Origin of the sequence: Mycolicibacterium cosmeticum (assembly GCF_000613185.1) — a bacterium.
Taxonomy (GTDB): Bacteria; Actinomycetota; Actinomycetes; order Mycobacteriales; family Mycobacteriaceae; genus Mycobacterium; species Mycobacterium cosmeticum.
Window position 1 is genome coordinate 2,445,425 of the sequence record NZ_CCBB010000003.1, and the last position, 19,810, is coordinate 2,465,234.

General features: G+C 63.7%; 23 protein-coding genes. 14 read left to right on the top strand and 9 right to left on the bottom strand.

Annotated features, from left to right (window positions below; translation table 11 throughout):
• The first annotated feature begins 22 nt into the window (after positions 1-22).
• A complete protein-coding gene (locus BN977_RS30985; RefSeq protein WP_234709699.1) occupies positions 23-652 on the top strand; it encodes a TetR/AcrR family transcriptional regulator in 630 nt (209 codons plus the stop codon).
• A gap of 224 nt (positions 653-876) precedes the next feature.
• Here the strand turns inward: BN977_RS30985 and BN977_RS33025 are convergent, their stop codons facing one another.
• Entirely contained in the window at positions 877-1,023 is a 147-nt protein-coding gene (locus tag BN977_RS33025; protein WP_165576392.1) for a hypothetical protein, read from the bottom strand.
• A gap of 335 nt (positions 1,024-1,358) precedes the next feature.
• Here BN977_RS33025 and BN977_RS30990 point away from each other — a divergent pair, with 335 nt between their 5' ends.
• Positions 1,359-1,898 (top strand): GNAT family N-acetyltransferase, encoded by a 540-nt coding sequence (locus BN977_RS30990; RefSeq protein ID WP_036403931.1) that lies wholly within the window; start codon positions 1,359-1,361, stop codon positions 1,896-1,898.
• Positions 1,899-2,318: 420 nt separating this feature from the next.
• On the opposite strand, the gene BN977_RS30995 is transcribed toward BN977_RS30990, so the two are convergent.
• The 3 genes from BN977_RS30995 to BN977_RS33030 form a co-directional block, all read right to left on the bottom strand.
• Positions 2,319-3,215, bottom strand: coding sequence for a glycosyltransferase family 2 protein (locus BN977_RS30995; protein WP_234709700.1), 897 nt, complete (start codon positions 3,213-3,215; stop codon positions 2,319-2,321).
• A 110-nt stretch (positions 3,216-3,325) separates the two neighbouring features.
• A complete protein-coding gene (locus BN977_RS31000; RefSeq protein ID WP_036405019.1) occupies positions 3,326-4,408 on the bottom strand; it encodes an epoxide hydrolase family protein in 1,083 nt (360 codons plus the stop codon).
• A 60-nt stretch (positions 4,409-4,468) separates the two neighbouring features.
• Positions 4,469-4,606 carry a hypothetical protein gene (locus BN977_RS33030; RefSeq protein WP_165576393.1) on the bottom strand — a complete coding sequence of 46 codons (138 nt, stop codon included), beginning with the start codon at positions 4,604-4,606 and terminating at the stop codon, positions 4,469-4,471.
• A gap of 315 nt (positions 4,607-4,921) precedes the next feature.
• Between BN977_RS33030 and BN977_RS31005 the strand changes: the two genes are divergently transcribed.
• The gene (locus BN977_RS31005; RefSeq protein WP_234709737.1) at positions 4,922-5,920 is read left to right on the top strand and encodes a LacI family DNA-binding transcriptional regulator; all 999 of its coding nucleotides are present in this window, start codon (positions 4,922-4,924) and stop codon (positions 5,918-5,920) included.
• A gap of 43 nt (positions 5,921-5,963) precedes the next feature.
• Positions 5,964-7,193 carry an AGE family epimerase/isomerase gene (locus BN977_RS31010; protein ID WP_036405027.1) on the top strand — a complete coding sequence of 410 codons (1,230 nt, stop codon included), beginning with the start codon at positions 5,964-5,966 and terminating at the stop codon, positions 7,191-7,193.
• An 84-nt stretch (positions 7,194-7,277) separates the two neighbouring features.
• Here BN977_RS31010 and BN977_RS31015 read toward each other — a convergent pair whose 3' ends face one another.
• On the bottom strand, positions 7,278-7,529 hold the full coding sequence (locus BN977_RS31015) for a hypothetical protein (RefSeq protein ID WP_024453612.1): 252 nt from the start codon (positions 7,527-7,529) through the stop codon (positions 7,278-7,280).
• A 276-nt stretch (positions 7,530-7,805) separates the two neighbouring features.
• Here BN977_RS31015 and BN977_RS31020 point away from each other — a divergent pair, with 276 nt between their 5' ends.
• Positions 7,806-8,699: an amidohydrolase family protein gene (locus BN977_RS31020; RefSeq protein ID WP_036403934.1), complete on the top strand. Its 894-nt coding sequence runs from the start codon at positions 7,806-7,808 to the stop codon at positions 8,697-8,699.
• A gap of 16 nt (positions 8,700-8,715) precedes the next feature.
• Here the strand turns inward: BN977_RS31020 and BN977_RS31025 are convergent, their stop codons facing one another.
• Positions 8,716-9,162, bottom strand: a complete 447-nt coding sequence (locus BN977_RS31025; RefSeq protein WP_234709701.1) for a helix-turn-helix domain-containing protein — start codon at positions 9,160-9,162, stop codon at positions 8,716-8,718.
• Positions 9,163-9,488: 326 nt separating this feature from the next.
• Here BN977_RS31025 and BN977_RS31030 point away from each other — a divergent pair, with 326 nt between their 5' ends.
• From BN977_RS31030 to BN977_RS31050, 5 genes are all read left to right on the top strand, one after another.
• Positions 9,489-10,103 (top strand): MspA family porin, encoded by a 615-nt coding sequence (locus BN977_RS31030; protein ID WP_227456312.1) that lies wholly within the window; start codon positions 9,489-9,491, stop codon positions 10,101-10,103.
• Between the two features lie 134 nt (positions 10,104-10,237).
• Positions 10,238-11,209, top strand: a complete 972-nt coding sequence (locus BN977_RS31035) for a hypothetical protein (protein WP_234709702.1) — start codon at positions 10,238-10,240, stop codon at positions 11,207-11,209.
• Positions 11,210-11,276: 67 nt separating this feature from the next.
• Positions 11,277-12,665 carry a matrixin family metalloprotease gene (locus BN977_RS31040; RefSeq protein ID WP_165576394.1) on the top strand — a complete coding sequence of 463 codons (1,389 nt, stop codon included), beginning with the start codon at positions 11,277-11,279 and terminating at the stop codon, positions 12,663-12,665.
• Positions 12,666-12,667: 2 nt separating this feature from the next.
• Positions 12,668-13,237 carry a hypothetical protein gene (locus tag BN977_RS31045; protein ID WP_036403940.1) on the top strand — a complete coding sequence of 190 codons (570 nt, stop codon included), beginning with the start codon at positions 12,668-12,670 and terminating at the stop codon, positions 13,235-13,237.
• 177 nt (positions 13,238-13,414) lie between these two features.
• Positions 13,415-13,873: a hypothetical protein gene (locus tag BN977_RS31050; RefSeq protein ID WP_131590247.1), complete on the top strand. Its 459-nt coding sequence runs from the start codon at positions 13,415-13,417 to the stop codon at positions 13,871-13,873.
• Between the two features lie 444 nt (positions 13,874-14,317).
• Here BN977_RS31050 and BN977_RS31055 read toward each other — a convergent pair whose 3' ends face one another.
• Positions 14,318-14,746, bottom strand: coding sequence for a MarR family winged helix-turn-helix transcriptional regulator (locus BN977_RS31055; RefSeq protein WP_036403943.1), 429 nt, complete (start codon positions 14,744-14,746; stop codon positions 14,318-14,320).
• Positions 14,747-14,897: 151 nt separating this feature from the next.
• On the opposite strand from BN977_RS31055, the gene BN977_RS31060 reads away from it, so the two are divergent.
• From BN977_RS31060 to BN977_RS31075, 4 genes are all read left to right on the top strand, one after another.
• Positions 14,898-15,911, top strand: coding sequence for a substrate-binding domain-containing protein (locus BN977_RS31060; protein ID WP_051562087.1), 1,014 nt, complete (start codon positions 14,898-14,900; stop codon positions 15,909-15,911).
• A gap of 180 nt (positions 15,912-16,091) precedes the next feature.
• Positions 16,092-17,129, top strand: coding sequence for an aliphatic amidase (locus BN977_RS31065; RefSeq protein ID WP_036403947.1), 1,038 nt, complete (start codon positions 16,092-16,094; stop codon positions 17,127-17,129).
• A 12-nt stretch (positions 17,130-17,141) separates the two neighbouring features.
• The gene (locus BN977_RS31070; RefSeq protein WP_036403949.1) at positions 17,142-18,191 is read left to right on the top strand and encodes an AAA family ATPase; all 1,050 of its coding nucleotides are present in this window, start codon (positions 17,142-17,144) and stop codon (positions 18,189-18,191) included.
• Between the two features lie 97 nt (positions 18,192-18,288).
• Positions 18,289-19,080, top strand: coding sequence for an endo alpha-1,4 polygalactosaminidase (locus tag BN977_RS31075; RefSeq protein ID WP_206666841.1), 792 nt, complete (start codon positions 18,289-18,291; stop codon positions 19,078-19,080).
• On the opposite strand, the gene BN977_RS31080 is transcribed toward BN977_RS31075, so the two are convergent.
• The gene (locus BN977_RS31080; protein WP_036403951.1) at positions 19,077-19,526 is read right to left on the bottom strand and encodes a DUF5078 domain-containing protein; all 450 of its coding nucleotides are present in this window, start codon (positions 19,524-19,526) and stop codon (positions 19,077-19,079) included. The two genes, BN977_RS31075 and BN977_RS31080, sit on opposite strands and share 4 nt — an antisense overlap.
• Before the next feature lie 14 nt (positions 19,527-19,540).
• The coding region (locus tag BN977_RS31085) for a DUF732 domain-containing protein (RefSeq protein WP_036395509.1) at positions 19,541-19,810 on the bottom strand (270 nt) is incomplete at its 5' end.

Genomic DNA, 19,810 nt, shown 5'->3' on the forward strand with positions numbered 1-19,810 from the left:
CACCTGAGTTCACTCTGGGAGAATGGCCACGATGGACGGCTCAGCGCCCCGCCCGCCGGTCGTGCCGGCGACGAAGCCGGAGCAGATTCGCGATGCGGCGATGAAGTGCTTCGCCGACGGTGGCTTCGCCGGGACGTCGCTGCAGACGATCGCCGATGCCGCGGATGTGAGCATAGGTCTCATTCAGCACTATTTCGTCACCAAGAGGCAGTTGATCGAGAGCATCGACCGACATGTTCTAAGCGTCTTCGGGGATGCACTGGGGGTGTCCCCGGGGGCCACTGATGTCGCTGTCGGCGCCAGTGAGGCCGGTAGCCGGTTCGCCGAGCTGATGCACCACAACCCCGAGATCATGGACTATGTCGGCCGGGCGCTCGTCGAAGGCGGAGAGGTCGGGAAAGTCATCTTCGACGGTCTGCACGCCATCAGTGAACAGCAGGGTGTCACCTTCGCGGCCCAGGGCTTGACGCCTGATGACCTCGACTCCGTGTGGGCGGCGATGCTGCCGCTGATCCTTCGGGCGGGGACCATCATGCTGCGCCCACACATTGAAAGACACCTTCAGGGGTCCCTCTACGACTGGGACGCGACCTCGCGGTGGGACGCCGCGGTCACCAGGCTGATCCAGAAAGGCCAGTTCAAGCCGCAGTAATTGCATTGCTCAAAAGGCGACGGGTCCCGCGGCCGATCGGATCGCAACAGAGGATGGCCTGCCGGGATCCCCCACGCCCCGGCAGGCCAATATGAGTGTATTGCCTCCGGGTTGCATGGACCACGCCTGAACCTCTAATCGGCGGCTCTTCGGGCTTTGTTTTGCGTCCATGGCTGCCTGACCACAGCGGCGCTCGCCAACCTCGGGTCTGCCCGACGACGCGACTAGCGCGATTGCTGAGGCGCCAGCTCATCGCCGGCTGCAGGCGCGATGTCATCAGGAACGACATCAACTTGGAACTGCTTTGTGCCCCAGCCATCATCGACGATGAACTCGACACGTTTTGGTCGGCCGAGCAACGTGGTGGCCACGACGACTCCATGGGAGCCCGCTGGCACTACCGGAACATTCATCCCATCGATTCGGCGGCGTGCAGTCACCGCATCGCCTTTACGGCAATTCATATTCAGTTACCCCCATTTATTGCTTCGCGTGTATCTCAGCAGCGGCGAAGCATTCCCCGACAATGAGTATTACCAACATCCGTCAGCGGTAGCAAGCGCAAATTTGACAAACGAAGCGCGGCCTCGGTTGTGCTTTCCGCTCATCGATGTGCATCGCGCCGCTCTACAGAAATGCACTTGTACTGAGCCGGCGGTTGGTACGAGATGTTGCACATGAGGCTGGATGGTAGATACTTCCGTCCATGGTGAACGTGCGGAATGCGGTGCCAGCCGATGCGCTGGCGGTCGCGCAGACGCACGTGCGCTCATGGCAAGTGGGCTATAAGGGACTCATCGCGCAGGCGTATCTTGACCGACTGCGCCCCGAGGAACGGGCGGCCCGTTACCGTTTCGACAAGATGGACCCCGTCAACGGTCCGTACACGCTCGTAGCCGTCGACGAGGACGTTGTCTGCGGCCATGTCACCGTTGGGCGATCAAGGGACCGTGACCATGATCAGCTCGGAGAAATCTGGTCGCTGTATGTCGATCCGCCGCACTGGGGATCGGGTGTTGGCAGCACATTGTTGGCCGCCGGCTGCCGACAGTTGCGACAGGCAGGATATGGCTCGGCCTACCTGTGGGTGCTCTCGACGAATGTCCGCGCCCGCCGCTTCTACGCGCGTGCAGGCTGGATCATCGAAGGATCTGAGCGGACCGATTTCGTTGGGGGCAAATATATTGCCGAGATCAAATACGAGCTGCGGATCGATGCCGAGGACGTGACCAAGTTCGCGATGTAGTCCGCTCCACGGGCGTGCCCAGACCCCACCAGGCGACCGCGGCCGCGGAGTTCGTATTGCGACCCTCCAGCAGCCACCGACCTTCGTCACGCAGTCCCTGCATGACATCCAGGGGCTGGCGAATACCGAGCGCCTGCCCGAACGGCCGGCCGTGAACACGACCTACTTCATGAACGAGTTGGATTGTGGCATAGTCGAATTCGTTCGGGTCGTCGGAAGGTCGGATGGATTGTCACCGGACTGAGCGACCCGGACGTGATGGCCAGGATGCCGTTTACATCTCACGGGTTCATCCTTCGTCCGGTGCCCGAGGTCACCAAAAATGTTGCGCCTCATCGAGCTCACGGTCGAACACCGTCGCATCGGCCACAGTGGTGGTGCACGCATCTGCTGATCGGTACCCCCTTGCCTATGCCGGTTTCAGTTCGGGATAGCTTTGCGGGCCTGAGATTCCGCGTGCTCAGCCCTATTCGAAAGGGAGCGGGCCGCCTGGACCAGCATTCCCATGTTGAATGCGAATCGTTGCACGGTGATTCGGCGGAATCGAGCTGCTCGGCCAACAGTGGCCCATAAGGCGCCCCAGATGGCTGTTTGGATTGCGACCACGACGACGCCGGCGGCAAGCAGTCGCGGGCGGAATTTCTGCGCGAGAATCGTCTCACCTCGCCCGAAGTTGAAGTACTGATCGAACGCAGTGGAGAGGTCGGTGTGCTGCAATTTGTCCACCACCGCCGCGGGAACCAGACGCATCTGGTATCCGGCGCGTTGCGTGCGGCAGAAGAACTCCACCTCGTCGGCTGTGCCGATGAGCTTCTCGTCGAACCCGCCGACCGCGTCAAAAACTCTCCGAGCGAATCCGCAGTTCGTCGCGTTGGCGTATACGGCTCCGCCCACCTGGGACCGGTACAACTTCGACTCCCGGCTTAGGACTGTGCCGTCGGCCAGCACGCGGTTCAGCCCGCCGCCGGCCGTGTCGGCGCCATCGAGGAATGCTTGCCAGTATGCCTGGATCCAGCCGGGGTGCACTACGTCATCCGCGTCCGTCAGCAACACATATTGACCACGGGAGAGGTTAATTCCCACGTTTCGGGCGACGTTCGCCCCCGGGCCACGTGAGGCATCGGCGACACGGACTCGCGGGTCTTCGAGCAGGAACTGCTGAGCAATTGCCACTGTCTGATCGGTCGACCCGTTATCTGCCACGATGACCTCGAAGGATGCCCACGTCTCTTGATTGACCAGCGCCTCCAATTGTTTGCTGATGAAGGCCGCGCCGTTGCGAACAGGGATGACAACGCTGATGTCTACGGCGTTCACAGTGCTGAACCTAGCAGTGCGTACCGGCCCACGGCAATACAAGCGTATTGCATTCTCAGCTAATGAAGGGTCGGAGTATCGTGACATCAGTCCAGGAGCCGGTTCGCGAGTTACTTGCGCGACAGGCGTCGCAGGTCAGCGAGCGTGACCGCAGTACGCATTCCGGCAGCGTATTCGGCAGGGCATTCCCACGCCGCGAAATGTCCTCCGCTGGTGTGCTCGGTGTATGCCTGGACGTTGAAGAAGCGCGCGGCGAATTCTTGTGGGGCGTTCACCAAGTCCTTCGGGAAGATCGTGAAGGCGGTGGGTATGTCGATCCACCCGTCCGGATTGATGCCGCCCTCGACATAGGGCGTGAAGGACGTGCCGATCGCTCCGCTGACCCAGTACGCGGTGATCCAGGTGAGTAACTGGTCGCGGGTGAAGACTGACTCGACCTCACCGTCGCAGTCGGTCCACGAGCGCAGCTTCTCAAGTATCCAGGCGGCTAGACCCGCGGGAGAATCGTTGAGCGCGACTGCCACCGTATGAGGCTTGGTCCGCTGCAGATGCATGTAACCGCCCTCGGCTTCCTGCCAGCGGTGGCCGTGCGCCATATAGGCGCGTTCTGCGTCGGTGATGTCGGTGGGGGGATTTACCAGGTATCGGTACTGCGAGACGTCGGTGAGGTGCAACGCGCTGACGTGCTCCCGGTGGCGGTCGGCGAGTACTTCGGTGACGTCGCAGCCGACGTCACCGGCCGACAGAACGTAATGGTCGTAGCCGAGCTCGGCCATCGCTGCGGCGATCGCGTCCGCAGCGACGGCCGAGTCCACTCCGCGGCGGGCGACGGGTGCGGCGAAAGGATAGCCGGGCAGTGCGGGAACGACGACGTGGAGATCCGAGAGCAGCGGCACGACCTTCTGGAACCGCAACACCGAGTCGGGCCAACCGTGGAGGAGCACGACAGCGACGGCGTCCGGGTCCTTCGATGGCACATGGATCAGCCGGATCGGGGTGTCGTGCCCGGCTCCGGTCAGTGTCCACGGCAAGGCCAGGATCTCCTGCTCGTGGACGCGCCAGTCGTAGGAATGCGCCCAGTAGCCCAGGAGGTCGGCCAGGTAATCGCCATCGACGCCGCGGTCCCACCCGAAACCGGCCGGGAGTACCGCGCGCCGGTACGCGGACAGCCTGCTGTGCAGATCATCGAGCACCCGCTGCGGTACGGGGTGCGGAGCGTTGTGTGCGCTGTTCATCGTTGCCCTCCTGATCGACTATCGGACGGGTGGACAGCCGGAGCTGTTCGCAGACTCGGCCTCAAGGCCGTCGTAGCAGCTGGACTTGTAGACAGCGGCGGCCGCGGTGGTGCGGCGATCGATCGCGCGGGTTTCCTCGAAATCCCAGCGATCCATGGCTGGACTCCTTCGCGACGGCGTACCGGCGTCATCGATAGATGCGACGTTAGGCGGCCATGTCACCGGTGTCAAGGTTAATCATGACACCGGTGACATGAAAGTCGGTGACACCGATGACGCGCGCCCGGATGTGTGGTTGTATGCCTGAAAAGGGTTCGCAGTTGGCGGCCGGCCGAGCAGGGCCCATCGATGAGGCGATCGAGTGAGGTGCGAAGACGTGACTGCATGGGCCAACTCCTGGGGCGCCGCGGAAGTGTGCCCAGTGGCAGCGATGCGGCAGGTCCCCGCGGCTGGGAGCGATCGTTGACCACCATGCGGGACGTCGCCAAACTTGCGAAGGTCAGCACCAAGACCGTATCCAGGGTCTTCAACGACGACCCGCACGTATTGCCGGATACCCGTATGCGGGTCGAAGCGGCCCTGCGGGAACTGAACTACGTGCCCAACGCTGTGGCCACGACCTTCCGCGCCGGCTCGGCACCCATCATCGGTCTCGCAGTACCGGATCTGGTGGATCCATTCTTTGCATCCATTGCGCAGTCAGTCGGTCGCGTGGCGGCCGACCACGGCATGTCGGTCAGCGTGACGAGCATCGGAACCGATCCGCTCATCGAGCGGAAAATCGTCGAGACAACACTGAGCCAGTCCATCAGCGGTTTGATCATCGCGCCCGTGACGACTGACCAGTCGTATCTGCGGCCGTGGATAGACCGCACCCCTGTGGTCTTCGTCGACCGAACACCTACCAATGTCCACGCCGACTCGTTCACCCAGGACAACCACGGCGGCGCCCTGAGCGCCACGGAGTTGCTTCTGCAGCGCGGCCACCTCCGCGTCGCCTTCATCGGAGACACGCTCACCCAGCCCACCGCCCAGCGTTTGGAGGGATACGTCGAGGCGCATCGTCGTCGGGGAATCGATCACGACGATCGCCTTGTAGTCCTGGACGTCTGGGACCGTCGATCGGCAGCGGCGGCAATGGCGCAGCTCAGTGCGCTCGAGGATCCGCCGACTGCCATCTTCTCGTCGAACGACCGAAGCAGTATGGCGCTGATACCGGCACTGAAAGCGGACGACCTCGCAATGATCTCGTTCGGCGACTTTCCGATGGCCGACATGCTGACACCGGCGGTCACTGTTATCGATCAGGATCCCGCATCCCTCGGCATCCTCGCCGCCGAGCGGATTTTCGATCGAATTGAGCACCGTCACAAGCGATATCGACGCCGTACGGTCATACCGGTAACCCTCGTCGAACGGCAGTCGAGCGGCGGTCCACGCTCCGGGGCCAAGGGCGCCAGGCGCCGGTAACTGCCCAATCGCCGTCGGCGTTCGACCATCGATGGAGAAAATCATGAGCCATGGCTCTGAACTGGTGAGCGAAGTGCAGAAGCACTGGCTTCTGCACGAGGCTCGGCGGCTGGTCGAGTTCGCGACCGGTTCAGTGGATCCGTACGGCAGCATCGGTTGGCTCGACGATCAAGGCGGTCGGCAGGAAGGCAAACCGCTTCAAATCTATATCGGCTGCCGCATGACCCACGTGTTCAGCATCGGTGAAGCGCTGTGGCCCAATCATTTTCGATCTCACCTCGAAGCTGGTCTGTCTGCAATCGATTCCGTCTTCGCGGATCCTGTCCATGGCGGGTGGTTCCACAGCGACGATGGGCAACCGGCGGCATATCCCAAGACCGCGTATGACCACGCATTTGTGACCCTCGCCGCGGCGTCTGCGGCAGCACGTGGAATAACGGCGGGTGATCGGCTGCTGCACCGGGCTCTGCACATGCTGGACGAACACTTCTGGGATGAGACACAAGGTCTCGTTCGAGAGGCGTTCAGCCGTGACTGGAAACTCAGTGAGCCGTACCGCGGAGCCAACTCCAACATGCATGCCGTCGAGGCCTTCCTGGCGGCCGCCGACGTAACGGGCGACCACACCTGGCGCGCACGGGCTCTGCGAATCGTCGATCACATCGTCAACGGCTGGGCGCGGCCCAACAACTGGAGGATCGTCGAACACTTCGACGAGAACTGGCAGCCGCTGCTGGACTACAACATCGGCGATGCCGCACATCCATTCCGCCCGTATGGCGCCACTGTAGGCCACGGTATGGAATGGGCACGGTTGTGCTTACAGCTGCAGGCTGCGACCCCCGGGGCAGAATCCGATTGGCTGGTTGAGTCGGCCACTGCGCTCTACGCGCGGGCCAAGGCTGACGGATGGGCTCGCGACGGCGCCGACGGATTCGTCTACACCGTGGATTGGGACGGGTGCCCAGTCGTTCACGAACGGATGCACTGGGTGGTCGCCGAAGCCACCGCCGCGGCGGCCGCCTTGCATCGGGTCACCGGCGAACACGCCTATGCCGAGGACTTCCATAACTGGTGGAACTACATTCGCTCCTACCTGCTCGACCGCCGACACGGCTCCTGGCACCACGAGCTGTCGCGCACCAATCAGCCTTCGCGCACCGTCTGGTGCGGCAAACCTGACGTGTATCACGCCCTGCAGGCCTGTCTGCTTCCCCAGCTGCCCTTGCGGCCGTCGATCGCGCTGTCTGTGACGCCGTCGCTGCTCGGCTGACCAGCACGGTTGCCGCAGATCGGTGCTCCTGGATCGTGGCGCCGAAGCCGGCCAACAACGCCCGTCGCGCAAGAACCTCCCGGATCAGGACTCGGCGGCCAGGTCGGAACTGTCGTGGAACTCAAGCGTGCCGGCATCGGTGGTGATGGCCCAGCGCCGGCCCGCGTCGACGATGTGCTCGTCGCCGATATCGACGCTGTACCCGGCGTGGTCACCGAAGTCCTCGACGACGACGCCGCCGACCTCGTCTTCGGTACCCGGCCGGATGCGAACACGGTCGCCGATGGCGTATTCGGCCGGTGCTGCCGGGCTGTCATCCATGTCGTCGTCATCCATCTGTTCAGTCGCCTTCCTGGTTGGAGGTGGTTTCGTGGCGAGCGTGAAACATCGCCGGACGCCGAACCGATAGGTGGGCGGCCTCGCAACCGACGGGCTATCGGACGGCGCCGCGAGGGTGTGACGCAGCACACCATTCGGAATGTGCCGGAAACTGCGACTAACCAGCATGCCGACATGTTGCCCGCGGAGCCGCGGAAATGCGCTGAACCTCAGGATCTCGATTTCCGTCGGGGCCATCTGCTCGCAGCCTGAGGCGACGGACTCGGTTCGGTCATGACCGTCTATGCATGCGGCGTCGATTTCGATGCCATCGAAGCCTTGGATGTTCATGCCCATGTGTCGATCGACTGGGCCGGCCGGCGCTGGCTCGACGGAGAATCGGTGCGTTCTGTGCATTCCATGGCCTCCGCGTCCGCACGGCCAATCCCCACCATCGACGCGATGGCGCAGTATTACCGCGACCGCCAGATGGCCGCCGTGGTCTTCACCATCGACGCCACCGCCGCGACGGGGCGCGCACCCAATTCGGTCGAGGAGATTGCCGAGCGGGCGGCGCTGAATCGGGATGTGCTGATTCCGTTCGGCTCGGTCGACCCATGGCAGGGCACGGCGGCAGTGCGCCGCGTGCACCGACTCATCGGCGAATACGGTGTGTGCGGGTTCAAGTTCCACCCGAGCATGCAGGCGTTCGAACCCAACGACCGGCGCTTCTATCCCATCTACGAGGCCATCGCCGAGTACCGGCTGCCCCTGCTGTTCCACACCGGCCAGACGTGTATCGGTGCCGGCCGGCCGGGTGGACGCGGTATCAAACTCCGCTACTCCGACCCCATGCTGCTCGACGACGTGGCCGCCGACTTCCCCGAGTTGACAATCGTGATGGCCCACCCCGCGGTGCCGTGGGTCGACGCCCAGATCGCCGTCGCGACACACAAGGCCAATGTCTACATCGACCTGTCCGGAACATCTCCCACGCAGTTCCCGCCGCAGCTCGTCCACGCCATCAAGACCTCGTTGTCCACGAAGGTGCTCTTCGGCTCCGGCTATCCCGTTCACGACGCGGACCGATGGCGCGACGACTTCGCCAATCTGGGCATCCCGGCCGCCACGTTGCCCCGGGTGCTGAAAGACAACGCCCTGCGCGTTCTCGGAGTCGCGGGAACGTGATGGGTTGCCACGGTGATCAGAGGCCGGCGGCGAGGAGTTTCTCGCGCCGGGCCGGAGACAGTCGGAGCAGAGCGGTGGTGAGGCTGCGGACCTCCGGATCTCGGTACGTGTCAAGCCAGTTCAGCTCTTCTTCGAGTTTGCGGCAGTAGCTCTCATCGTGACCGGTGAAGTAGTCGATGCGAATGCCGAAGAACTCGGCGATCAGCTCCATCGTCTCCAGCGACGGGTTTCCCCGTCGGCCCAAGCGCAACTGAGACAAGTACGGCGCCGACAATGCCAGCCCGCGATCTTCCAAGGCACGCACCAGCTCTCGACTGCAGTATGGACCACGGCCGGGTGGGTAGACCGTCTCGAACAGTCGGTTGAGCCGGGCGGCGAAACTTTCCGGATCCACGGAGGACACCCGCGTCCGGGGGCGCCGCCCCATCGGCTGTTCGACCGCAGTTGCTCCGCCGTGCGCCATCAGACCGCCCCTTCCTACCCACTCTGGCAAGAAACGCCTCTTGAACCTGCCGGCTCGGCCGGTCGCCCCTGGAGACTGACGACTTAGCTGACCAGCAGCCATCAATTGCAGATTGACACATCAGTCCCTTATATGCCAGTCTGCGGCTGGAAACGTGAATGACACTCCTCACAAGGAATGTTCATCGCATGGGGACCGGGGGGATCTGCTCAATGGTGGTGTGGCGCGTCTGCTCATCTCAGGTGTTCCTGGCAGCCTCGGTATTCGCTGTATTGGGAGGATTCGTCGTCGGTGTCGCGCCCAGCAGTGCCGCCGATCCTGAGGTGATGCCGGATCGGTGGACGCAGTTCGTCACCGATGACGGGTGGGTGATCGACGTGAATACCACCAATGAGGTGATCAACCATATCGACAATCTGGCGGGTGCCTCGAACTCGTGGCAGGCCCGGGTGTCGGTGCGCGCGGAGGCGCGGATCAGCGGTTCGGGTGCGTCGGTGATCCAGGATGCGCAGTTGGAGGCCGGCTATTTCGTTGGCTGCCGCACGGATTCGTCGGCGGGGGTCGAGGTGGGTGGCGATATCGGGATCGATCCGTATCAACAAGTCAACGGTCAAGTCTATGGCGGCGGGTACGGCGGTGGCGGATCCGGGGGTGGCCAGGGCGGTGGGTTCGGCGGGGCCTCGGGCGGTGCCACGCTGGGCGTGCAGGAACACTTGGGTGGCTATATCCGGGTCGTTCTCAAACCCGGTGGACTGGCGCAGGTTCCGCTGGACCGGATCAGCCTGCGCAATATGCATGCGGTGTCGAATCTGCGGGATCAGAACATCGAAGCCGATGGCTGCGGTGGTCAGGTCAAGATCCAGTCGTATGCCACGATCCGGATCCGCACCGACAACGGAAACGACACCCAGACCCTCTACGGCGAGCCGAAAGACCTGTGATGGTGTCGCGGCTGACCCGGCGATTACTGGTGGTTCTTGGCGCGGCTGTGCTCAGTAGTGGATGGGTTGCGCATGCCGATCCGGCTGTGGATGACGCGACGCGGCCTGCGGTTCCGTTGCCGATCCAGCGGCCGATGCCCGCCGATCCCGGGCGGGTCAGTCCGATTGGTGGGGCCAGGATTTCGTCGACCACGCCGCAAGGCGAGACCGCTGGGCTGGAGCCCCCACTGGCTGCCCAGGCCGAGCGCGGGGAGGCCACCGTGCCGATGTGGGCCAAGGACGGCATCTTCGCTCCGACCGCACACCCGAACCGGCAGATCTCGATCCATCTACCCACGGAATTGGTGTTGGGGCCTGCGGCGTGGCTGCCTGGCGGCGGTGCGGTGTACGGCTCAGCTGATGTCGACTACACCGTGGTGCCGTACGCCGGTGGCGGAGTGGATATCACGGTGACCCGCAAGAGCGTGTTCTCCGCCTCGACCATTCCGTTCGGTATCAAGCTTCCCGCGGCCACTCATCTGCGGTCCGGGCCCAACGTGGTGTTGGTCGAAACCGATGCCACTGCAGGTAATCCGTCCCGTGTGATCGGTACCTTCAGTGTGCCCGCGGCTACCGATGCCAATCAGGTACCGCTGTCGGTGACACCCACGCTGGGGCCGGGTTTCCCGCCGGGACAGTCCAATCTGACCATCGATCTCGGACCGGTGAGCGCCTTCGCGTTCCCGGTCACCATCGCGCTGTCTTACCGGGCTTCTGACGTACCGACCACCGGCGCGCCGAGCACCAACTGGCAGGGGCTACCGCCCGGCGTGAATGTGCCTGCCGCGCCGGGTGATGCACATTGCCAAGGCGGACCCGATGTCTTCGCCAGTGCCGACGGGCGAGTGGCCAATTTCGTGGCTGCTTGTGCAACCCAGCAACAGTGCCTGGCGACCACGCCCGCCCAGACGTCGGTGGACTCATGCAACAACCGACTCCTGGCGCATATGTCGATCCAATGCACCACTGTCTTCGGGCAGACCGGGGATGACTACGACGGTTGTACGCGAGCCGCAGCCGACTACGTGGCCTGGGCCAAAGCCAATATGACCGGCGGGCCCCGATGAAGCTACCGGCGTGGCACCCGGGGGCGCTGCACGATGCAGTTGCCCGGTGATGGTGATGAGGCTCCGATTGAAGACAATCCCGGGGCGTTATCGGCGCCTGTTGATGGTCCCGGCGATTTTTGCCGTGGTGCTGGCTGCGGCAATCACCACGACCAATGACCATGGTGGGTCGACGATCTCGGCGCTACCCGGTGCGACCGCTGATCCGACTGGTCCCACCGGCGGTCCAGGCGGCGACGGCGGCTTCAACGGCGGTCAATTCCAGCCACCCGGTATGCCCAGCCCACCAGGTGGTTACGACGGCGGCTCCTACCCGCCACCGGGCCAGTCGGACTACGGCGTCGACATCAACTCGCCGTCCGCACAGGCGCCCGAATACAGCCAAGCGCCGCAACACCCGCAACAGTCCTACCCTCAGCGCCAGCAGCCGGTGCACGGCACGCAGCCACCGGATTACGACCAGCCGCTGCAGTCGGCTGCTCCCTCGGCGCCGGCGCAGCAGAGCCAGCAGGATGTGCCGCGGCAGTCGGCGACGGCACAACCTCGACAATCGTCGCAACCACAGCAAGATCGGCAATCGGACTGCAGCCTGAACACGTCAGCGGTGACCAACGGGCAAGTGGTGTATGCGGCGAGTCCCGAGGCGGCCGCGGCCGCAGCCCGGGCCGCCCAAGAATGGGTCGATGCGGGCTCGGTTCCGATCATTGAGGCGAGTTCGACCGGAGCCTCACCGACGGTGGTGATCGAGGTCTCCCGCGATCCCACGGTGGGCATCGCCGAGTACACCTCTGGCAGCGATGTGGCCCCGGCGCGGATACGGGTCAATCTGGACGACTTGTCTGTGCAGGAGTTGGTGTCGGTGTTGGCCCATGAACTCGGCCACGCCCTTGGTCTGGTGCATTCGGAAGATCCTTCGGCGTTGATGAACCCGGGTGGTCAGCCTCAAGGCGGCCCGCAGGCTGCTGACGTCGCGGCGCTTCAACAGGCCTGTACCAGCGGGCCGAAGACCCCTGACGTGTCCGAACAACAGACCTGGGGAGCATGCGGGCGCACCTCTCCCGAAGACAAGGCGGTGCGCACCTTCGCCCGCGCACCGATCAACACCCCTGGCCACGCCATGGTCGAAGGCACCTCCACCCTGTACTGTGGCAATCTCAAAAACGGATACCGCCACATCGCCGACGGCCATGAAGGCGATTGGCAAGGAATTGATCGTCGATATAATTGGCGTGACAATGCTGATCACAGCATCGAGGTGGCGCTGCAGCATCCGATGACCGTCTGCTATGCCGAGACCAATGGGACATTCGTGGTCGGCTATCTGTTATTCGAGAAGAATCTCCGAAATGGCGGGCAGCTGACAGGAAAGACGCTGTGGGCGAACATCATCATTGACGGTGGCGGCGGGAAAATTATCACCGCCTACCCCTCGTCTGCTCCGAGAGGGTGCACATAGACATGTCCACCACCCGACGCAACACGCTACGCAGGGCCATCCTCGCCCTGACCATGATTGGAGTGGTACTGATGGCCACGAGCTGCGGTGACAACAACTCCGGCAGAGGCGACCAGCCCGCCGCTGGTGCGCCCGGTCTGCCGACCTGCGCTCAGATCGCCGAAGCACTTCACGACATGGTCGCTCATCTCGCTCCGGTCAACCTAATCCGCACCCAAGAGGACATCGAGAATGGAACATCGTGCTCGTGGGAAGAAAAGTCCTCAGGCAACCACTTTCTGGTCGGAGCGAAGTACCGTCAGACAGACGTGCAGGAGATCTACAACCAGGAGGGAGACTGGAATCCATCCACTCCCGTGATGCCGGCGTATTCGCTGGCCAAGCCAGACGGCCAGGAACGTCCGGATGCGGTCTTCGTCATCTACGACGGTAGCGCTGAGAGATATGAACCAGGTTGCGAGGTGAATCTCACCTACTTCACTCCAACGTTCAAGGTTCAATTTATCGGCGAGGGCTACGTGGTGGATCAGGCCAAGCAAGCAGTGCTGCGTGTGGCGGATTTGATGCGATGAACCCCGTGCTCTGCAATAGGGGATGTTGGTGGGCTTTGGTGTAGGTGAGCCGGTAGGAGTCGGCGCCGGCTTCGATGATATTGCTGCCGAAGGTACCTCGACCAAGCTACGAATTCGTACCGTACACCGTGAACCGACCCGAGGTTGTGTGCGGCGATCGTCGACCGATTCAAAACGATGAAAAGCTATTCTTCCCAACCGAGCAATCTTCGTGTCTCGGACAAACAGTTGCGACTGCTCACCGCGGTGGCGGCGGTGAGTGCTATGGCGATGCTTTTCTGCGGATATCGTTGGTGGGCTGAGCCTGTGATGACCGATGAGGGATACGGCCTTGGCTTCTTTTCGATTGGCCTAACCACGTTGGCGGTCATAGCGGTTGCAAGCAGCTGGAATGCCTTCGCATTGCGGGTCGCACGCCGCGTCGGCGAGGGCGAAGTGCAGCGCAGGCCTGTTCTTGTCGGCGAGGCAGTCGCAATGGGTCCATTATCGGTGATTACGCTGCTGCTAATGGTTTCGAACCAAACCATGGCGGTATGGCTCTTCATCTTCATCGGTGTCCCGTTATTGTTCGTCGGATTCCTGATAGCCACGACGCCGCCCTCGCCGAAGAGCGACACCATGGGTGACGATGTCTAGACCGTTGGTTCCCATTGTCATGTTGGTGACGGCATCCATGCTATTGATAAACAGTTCAGTCATCGGCGCAATCTCCGGGGCATCCGACGTTGGCGTGTCCGTGGAAGCGGTAGTAAGCGTATATGTGTTGGGCCTCGCGGTGTATTTCTTTCGGAGGCGTCGGAGGTCGGGCCGCCACGGCTGCTTTCGGGATCTTCCTGAGAGCAGCCGATGTCGTCACTGCGACGCACAGCGGTTCCAACACATGGGAGACGACTGCGATATCCATCCCCGTGGAGCATCCAGTGCTCCGGCCGCCGGGCAGGTGTGCGTCCAGTTCGAACACCCGCGCAACAATGGGGCGGCAGTCAAATTGGCGGCTGGGTCGCCGAGCAACGCCTGCAAGGTCAAGCACTGATCGGTTGGCCGGAGATATTTCCGCTGCCGGTGCTGAGCCGCAACACGTCACCGCCGCTGAAACGCCCTCCCGAACAACGCCTGGGCGAGTTCGGCGCCGTCACTGTCGAGCCAGTCCGACTCGGCGGAGGCGATCGACCGGCTCAGCCGTTCGTGCAGTTTGGCGCCACGGGTACTCAGATACACCCTGACCTTGCGCCGGTCCACGGCGTCCACCTCGCGGTAGGCCGCGCCGTGCGTCACGAGCTTGTCCACGACCCTGGTCAGCGTTGGGCCGGGGGTCAGGGTCGCCGACTGTAGATCGGCCATCGTGAGTCCATCGCCGCTCGCCAGGGCTTCCACGGTCAGCCAGTGATCGATCCCGAGGCCGTCTTCGTGCAGTTCCGCCTCCAGTTGGGACGTCAACCGCCGCGACGCCCGCAGCACGGCGGTGGCAACCGACGCGGCGGCGAGGCCCTCCCAAGCACTGTTGGCCATAGCCCGCCACTCCTTTGTGTTGCCGATCCCCGTCGACCGCGCGATACTTTTGAATGAAAATGATAGTAGACGATCGCACGCAGATGGTGGTGAGGTCATAGCGTTGACGGGCCCGCAGCGACGGAATCGCAACCAGGAGTGGCGGCTGGCCATGGTCATCCCGCTGCAAGGTCCTGGTGGCGTCTTCGGGGCGGCCTGTGAAGCGGTGAGCCACTTGGTGGCGCGCGACCTCAATGCCGCTGGGGGCGTGCTCGGGCGTGAGGTCGTGATCGATTTCGTCGACGGCGGGGCCGCCCCGGCGCGGGTGGCCGCCGAGGTGGGTGCCCTGATCGCCGCCGCCCGGGTGGACGCCGTCAGCGGCTGGCATATCTCGTCGGTGCGTAATGCGTTGGCGCCCCTCGTCGCCGGCCGGGTGCCGTATGCGTACCCGGCGCTGTACGAGGGCGGGGAAGGCCGCCCCGACATCTTCTGCTGCGGCGAGACGCCGGATCGTCAGATTTCGCCGGCGCTGCGCTGGCTACGCGACAATCTCGGGGTCCGGCGGTGGTTCGTCGTCGGCGACGACTACGTGTGGCCGCGATCCTCCATGGCTGCGGTGCGGCACTACGCGCACACGCTGGATCTGGAGATCGTCGGGGAGCGACTCGTCGCACTGGGCAGCGAGGACATGCTCGGCGTCGCCGGTGCCGCGCTGGCCTCCGGCTGCGACGGGGTGCTGATGCTGCTGGTCGGCCAGGACGCCATTGCGTTCAATCGCGCGTGCGCCGAGTTGGGCGCCGACGACTCCTTCATCCGATTCAGTCCACTCATGGACGAGAACATGCTGCTCGCCAGCGGCGAGGAGGGCACCCGCGGCCTGTTCGCCGCCGCAGCATACTTTCGCTCCATGGTCGGCGCAGCGTCCATGGAACTGATCGGACGCTATCGCGGGATGCATGGCACGCACGCCCCGCCGCTGAGCGGCGTCGCCGAATCCTGTTACGAGGGAGCGACATTGCTCGCGCATCTCATCGCGAAGGCGGGCCGTCTCACCGATATTGCCTCACCGGATCGCCTTTCGTACGAAAGCCCCCGGGGCACAATCCACTTCGAACAGCCGGTGCACCTCGCCGCCGCGAACACGTTCGACTTCGATGTGCTCGCCACCCTGCCGGCGCGAAGCTGACATCTCCGCTTGACACCACATCGCGGCACATATATTTTCAATTGAGAATTATTTGGTCAAGGGATGGCCCCCCGCGCAGGGGCCGTCCAGGATCTCACCGCCGAGCGGTGTCGTAGCCGTGCCCACATCTCGTTCTGCTGTCAAAGTCCTTAACTGACAACGTTCTTAGGAGAAGAATCCATGCGTCATGGGGATATCTCGTCGAGCCCTGACACCGTTGGGGTGGCCGTCGTCAACTACAAGATGCCGCGCCTGCACACCAAGGCCGAGGTGCTCGACAATGCCCGCAAGATCGCGGACATGGTGGTCGGGATGAAGGCGGGGCTGCCGGGCATGGATCTGGTGGTCTTCCCCGAGTACTCCACGCAGGGGATCATGTACGACCCCGATGAGATGTACGCGACGGCGGCCACCATTCCGGGTGACGAGACCGACATCTTCGCCGCAGCATGCCGGAAGGCGAAGACATGGGGGGTGTTCTCGATCACCGGTGAGCGGCACGAGGACCACCCCAACAAGCCGCCCTACAACACCCTCGTCCTGATCGACGACACCGGTGAGATCGTTCAGAAGTACCGAAAGATCTTGCCGTGGTGCCCGATTGAGGGTTGGTATCCCGGCGACACGACCTATGTGTCACGGGGCCCGAAGGGCATGAAGATCTCGCTGATCATCTGCGACGACGGCAACTATCCCGAGATCTGGCGGGACTGCGCGATGAAAGGTGCCGAACTGATCGTCCGCTGCCAGGGCTACATGTATCCAGCCAAGGACCAGCAGGTGCTGATGGCCAAGGCCATGGCTTGGGCCAACAACTGTTACGTCGCGGTCGCCAACGCAGCCGGGTTCGACGGTGTCTATTCCTATTTCGGCCATTCTGCGATCATCGGATTCGACGGCCGCACGCTGGGGGAGACCGGTGAAGAGGAATACGGCATCCAGTTCGCGCAGCTGTCGCTGTCCGCGATCCGCGACGCCCGCCACTTCGACCAGTCCCAGAACCATCTGTTCAAGCTGCTGCACCGCGGCTACTCGGGCGTGCACGCCGCCGGTGACGGAGACAAGGGCGTGGCCGACTGCCCGTTCGAGTTCTACAAGTTGTGGGTCACCGATGCGCAGAAGGCGCAGGAGGTCGTCGAGTCGATCACCCGGGACACCGTGGGGGTCGCCGATTGTCGGGTCGGTGCCCTTCCCGTCGAGGAGACCGCCGAAGCGTAGCGCGGGCACGCCATGCCGTTCATCACGGATATGTTCCACGAGCAGAACGGAACCGCCCTGGAGCCCAATGACATCGGTGCGCGGCCGGCTCCGCGGTTCGATCAGCACGCTTTCACCCGTGCCCTCGGCGCGCACATCCTGGGGCAGGAGGACGCGGTGGCCGCCGTCGGCCGGGCCGTGGCCATCGCACAGGCGGGGGTTGCCGACCCGGGCCGCCCGCTGGCCAGCATCCTGCTCGTCGGACCCACCGGCGTGGGCAAGACAGATCTGGTCCGGCAGGTCGCCGCGCAGCTGCGCTCCGGTCCCGACGACCTGTGCCGCATCGATATGGCCGCGCTGGCTCAGGAGCACTACGCAGCATCGTTTTCCGGTGCGCCACCCGGATACGCCGGAAGCAAAGAGTCCTTCACGGTATTCCAGAAGGACAAGATCGAAGGCGATCCGTTCACACCCGGGATCGTCCTGTTCGACGAGATCGAGAAGGCCGGCGCCACGGTGATTCGCGCCCTCCTGCACGTGCTGGACTGCGGCCATCTGAGACTTGCCAACGGGCGCGAGACCATATCGTTTCGCAACAGCTACATCTTCCTCACCTCGAACCTGGGCTCGCACGCCGTGGCGCGCGAGCAACGAGCCAACGCCACGCCACGCTGGTGGAATCCACGCCGAGGGGTGAGTGCACGCCATTCCCGCGACCTGATCCGGCACGCCGCCGAGGACTTCTTCGACCCTGAGTTCTTCAATCGCATCGACGAGACGGTCGTCATGGACCCGATCGCCCCGGTGACGGCCAGAGCCATCACCGAACGCGAGGTCGAATTGCTCACGGCGCGCCTCGCACGCGAATCCGTCACCCTCGTCGCCAACCCCGACGTGGTGGCCTTTCTGCACGACCGGGGCTTCGACCCGGTCTACGGGGCGCGCGGGCTGCGCCGAGCAGTCCGTGAACACTTGATCGCACCGGTGGCCGCCTGCCTTCTCGGTGCAAGGCCCGCCGGGCGCGAAGCCATCGGTCTGACCGCAGTCGTGGCCGCCGGCAAGGTGGTCGTCACGGCCTCGTGAGTGCGTGCGCTGGCCGCGGCAGTGGAGGTCCGATTACGATCGGGACGTGCGATCCGGCACTTCTCCGCTGGCACTCCTCGCGACAGCGTGCTTGGCCTTGGCCGGTTGCTCGACCGAGGAACCGGCTGGGCCAGCGGCGCCGCCGGCAACGTCGACGCTGCGCCTGCCCGACCGCAATGCAGGCTTCGACTATCAACTGGGTGGCCCCTACCCGCCTCCGGCGGGAGTCCGCACCGTCGCACGGGACCGCACCGACGAACCGGCCGGCACCGGCTACGACATCTGCTACGTCAACGGCTTTCAGACGCAGCCGGCAGAATCCGCCGACATCGCCCAACGGCATCCGGATCTGGTGGTGCAGATCGGCGGGGAACCGCTCGCCGACCCCGACTGGCCGGACGAGTACCTGTTTGACACGTCGACCGAACCGAAACGCGAAGCGCTGGCGGCCATGGTCAAACCGTGGATCGACGGATGCGCGGCGAAGGGGTATGCGGCCGTCGAAGTGGACAACCTGGACTCGTACACGCGCTCGGACGGGCGGCTCACCGTCGAGGACAACATCGCGATGGCGGCGACGTACGCGCGGATAACACATCAGGCCGGCCTGGCGATCGCGCAGAAGAACGGCGCGGAGATCGCCGAGCCGCTCCGGTCCGCCGGCTACGACTTCGCCATCACCGAATCATGCATCCAATTCAGCGAATGCGACAGATACACCGAACTCTACCCCGTGGTGCTGGACATCGAATACACCGACGAACTGGGTCCCGATGCCTTCGACTCGGCGTGCGACAGTGCCGGCCGGCCACCGGTGATGATCATGCGCGACCACAACCTCGTCACGCCGCGCGACAGTGGCTACTTCTACGAGGCCTGTCCTGCCTAGTGCCAGTCCCAGACCGACATGTCATTGGGTGGGTAGTTCTGGCAGATGTCGGTGGTGTGGGCGGCGACGCCTTTGTTGTTGAAGAACAGTTTTGCCCAGTTGGGCCAGCGCCAGGACATTTGTTCGTAGAAGGCGTTGGTGGCGGTGTCTTCGGAGTATTGGCGTCGGCCGGCGTAGTCCAGGGAGAAGAACCAGTGGATGCGGTCTTGGGCGCCTTGTTGGTCGGCGGCGGGTTTGTTGTTGTAGTCGATCATGTAGCGCTCGTAGTAGACGGGTTCGACGTCGCGGGCGGCGGCCATGATCTGTTCGGCGGTGCAGGGGGTTTTGAGGATGCGGTTGGGGATGGGGTAGTCATCGGTGGCGTCGGCTGACGCGATGCCCGAGGTGGTCAGGGCGCCGGCCAGGGCCAGTGCGGCGATGCCGTAGCGGATTGCGGTGGATGCCATGGTGTTTCTCCGGTTCAGTGCTGGGCGGCGGCGGCCTGGTCGAGGATGACGCGTTTTTCCGGGCAGTAGTAGTTCAGGGCGGCGCCGAGGAACTGCCAGTTCTGTTGGGTGGTGTTGTGCCGGTCGAGGTTGTCGCCGATGAATTTGGCCGAGGCGAACGCGTCGTGGTCGACGTTGTTGTAGAGCCGTTTGCAGACCAGTTTGCCGATCCAGGCGTTGTAGTCCTTTTGCCCGTAGATGCCGTAGGTGTGCAACTCGTGGGCGAAGTTGGTGTCCGGATCCCG

Bases quoted from the DNA above. Each gene is read 5' to 3' on its own strand.
- BN977_RS31045 (WP_036403940.1), top strand. From the start codon at position 12,668: ATGTCCACCACCCGACGCAACACGCTACGCAGGGCCATCCTCGCCCTG.
- BN977_RS33030 (WP_165576393.1), bottom strand. From the start codon at position 4,606: ATGGATCGCTGGGATTTCGAGGAAACCCGCGCGATCGATCGCCGCACC.
- BN977_RS31070 (WP_036403949.1), top strand. From the start codon at position 17,142: ATGCCGTTCATCACGGATATGTTCCACGAGCAGAACGGAACCGCCCTG.
- BN977_RS31025 (WP_234709701.1), bottom strand. From the start codon at position 9,162: ATGGCGCACGGCGGAGCAACTGCGGTCGAACAGCCGATGGGGCGGCGC.
- BN977_RS31060 (WP_051562087.1), top strand. From the start codon at position 14,898: ATGGTCATCCCGCTGCAAGGTCCTGGTGGCGTCTTCGGGGCGGCCTGT.
- BN977_RS31005 (WP_234709737.1), top strand. From the start codon at position 4,922: ATGCGGGACGTCGCCAAACTTGCGAAGGTCAGCACCAAGACCGTATCC.
- BN977_RS31030 (WP_227456312.1), top strand. From the start codon at position 9,489: ATGCCGGATCGGTGGACGCAGTTCGTCACCGATGACGGGTGGGTGATC.
- BN977_RS31050 (WP_131590247.1), top strand. From the start codon at position 13,415: ATGAAAAGCTATTCTTCCCAACCGAGCAATCTTCGTGTCTCGGACAAA.
- BN977_RS31055 (WP_036403943.1), bottom strand. From the start codon at position 14,746: ATGGCCAACAGTGCTTGGGAGGGCCTCGCCGCCGCGTCGGTTGCCACC.
- BN977_RS31035 (WP_234709702.1), top strand. From the start codon at position 10,238: ATGCCCGCCGATCCCGGGCGGGTCAGTCCGATTGGTGGGGCCAGGATT.
- BN977_RS31020 (WP_036403934.1), top strand. From the start codon at position 7,806: ATGACCGTCTATGCATGCGGCGTCGATTTCGATGCCATCGAAGCCTTG.
- BN977_RS31010 (WP_036405027.1), top strand. From the start codon at position 5,964: ATGAGCCATGGCTCTGAACTGGTGAGCGAAGTGCAGAAGCACTGGCTT.
- BN977_RS31080 (WP_036403951.1), bottom strand. From the start codon at position 19,526: ATGGCATCCACCGCAATCCGCTACGGCATCGCCGCACTGGCCCTGGCC.
- BN977_RS30985 (WP_234709699.1), top strand. From the start codon at position 23: ATGGCCACGATGGACGGCTCAGCGCCCCGCCCGCCGGTCGTGCCGGCG.
- BN977_RS30990 (WP_036403931.1), top strand. From the start codon at position 1,359: ATGGTGAACGTGCGGAATGCGGTGCCAGCCGATGCGCTGGCGGTCGCG.
- BN977_RS31015 (WP_024453612.1), bottom strand. From the start codon at position 7,529: ATGGATGACGACGACATGGATGACAGCCCGGCAGCACCGGCCGAATAC.
- BN977_RS31065 (WP_036403947.1), top strand. From the start codon at position 16,092: ATGCGTCATGGGGATATCTCGTCGAGCCCTGACACCGTTGGGGTGGCC.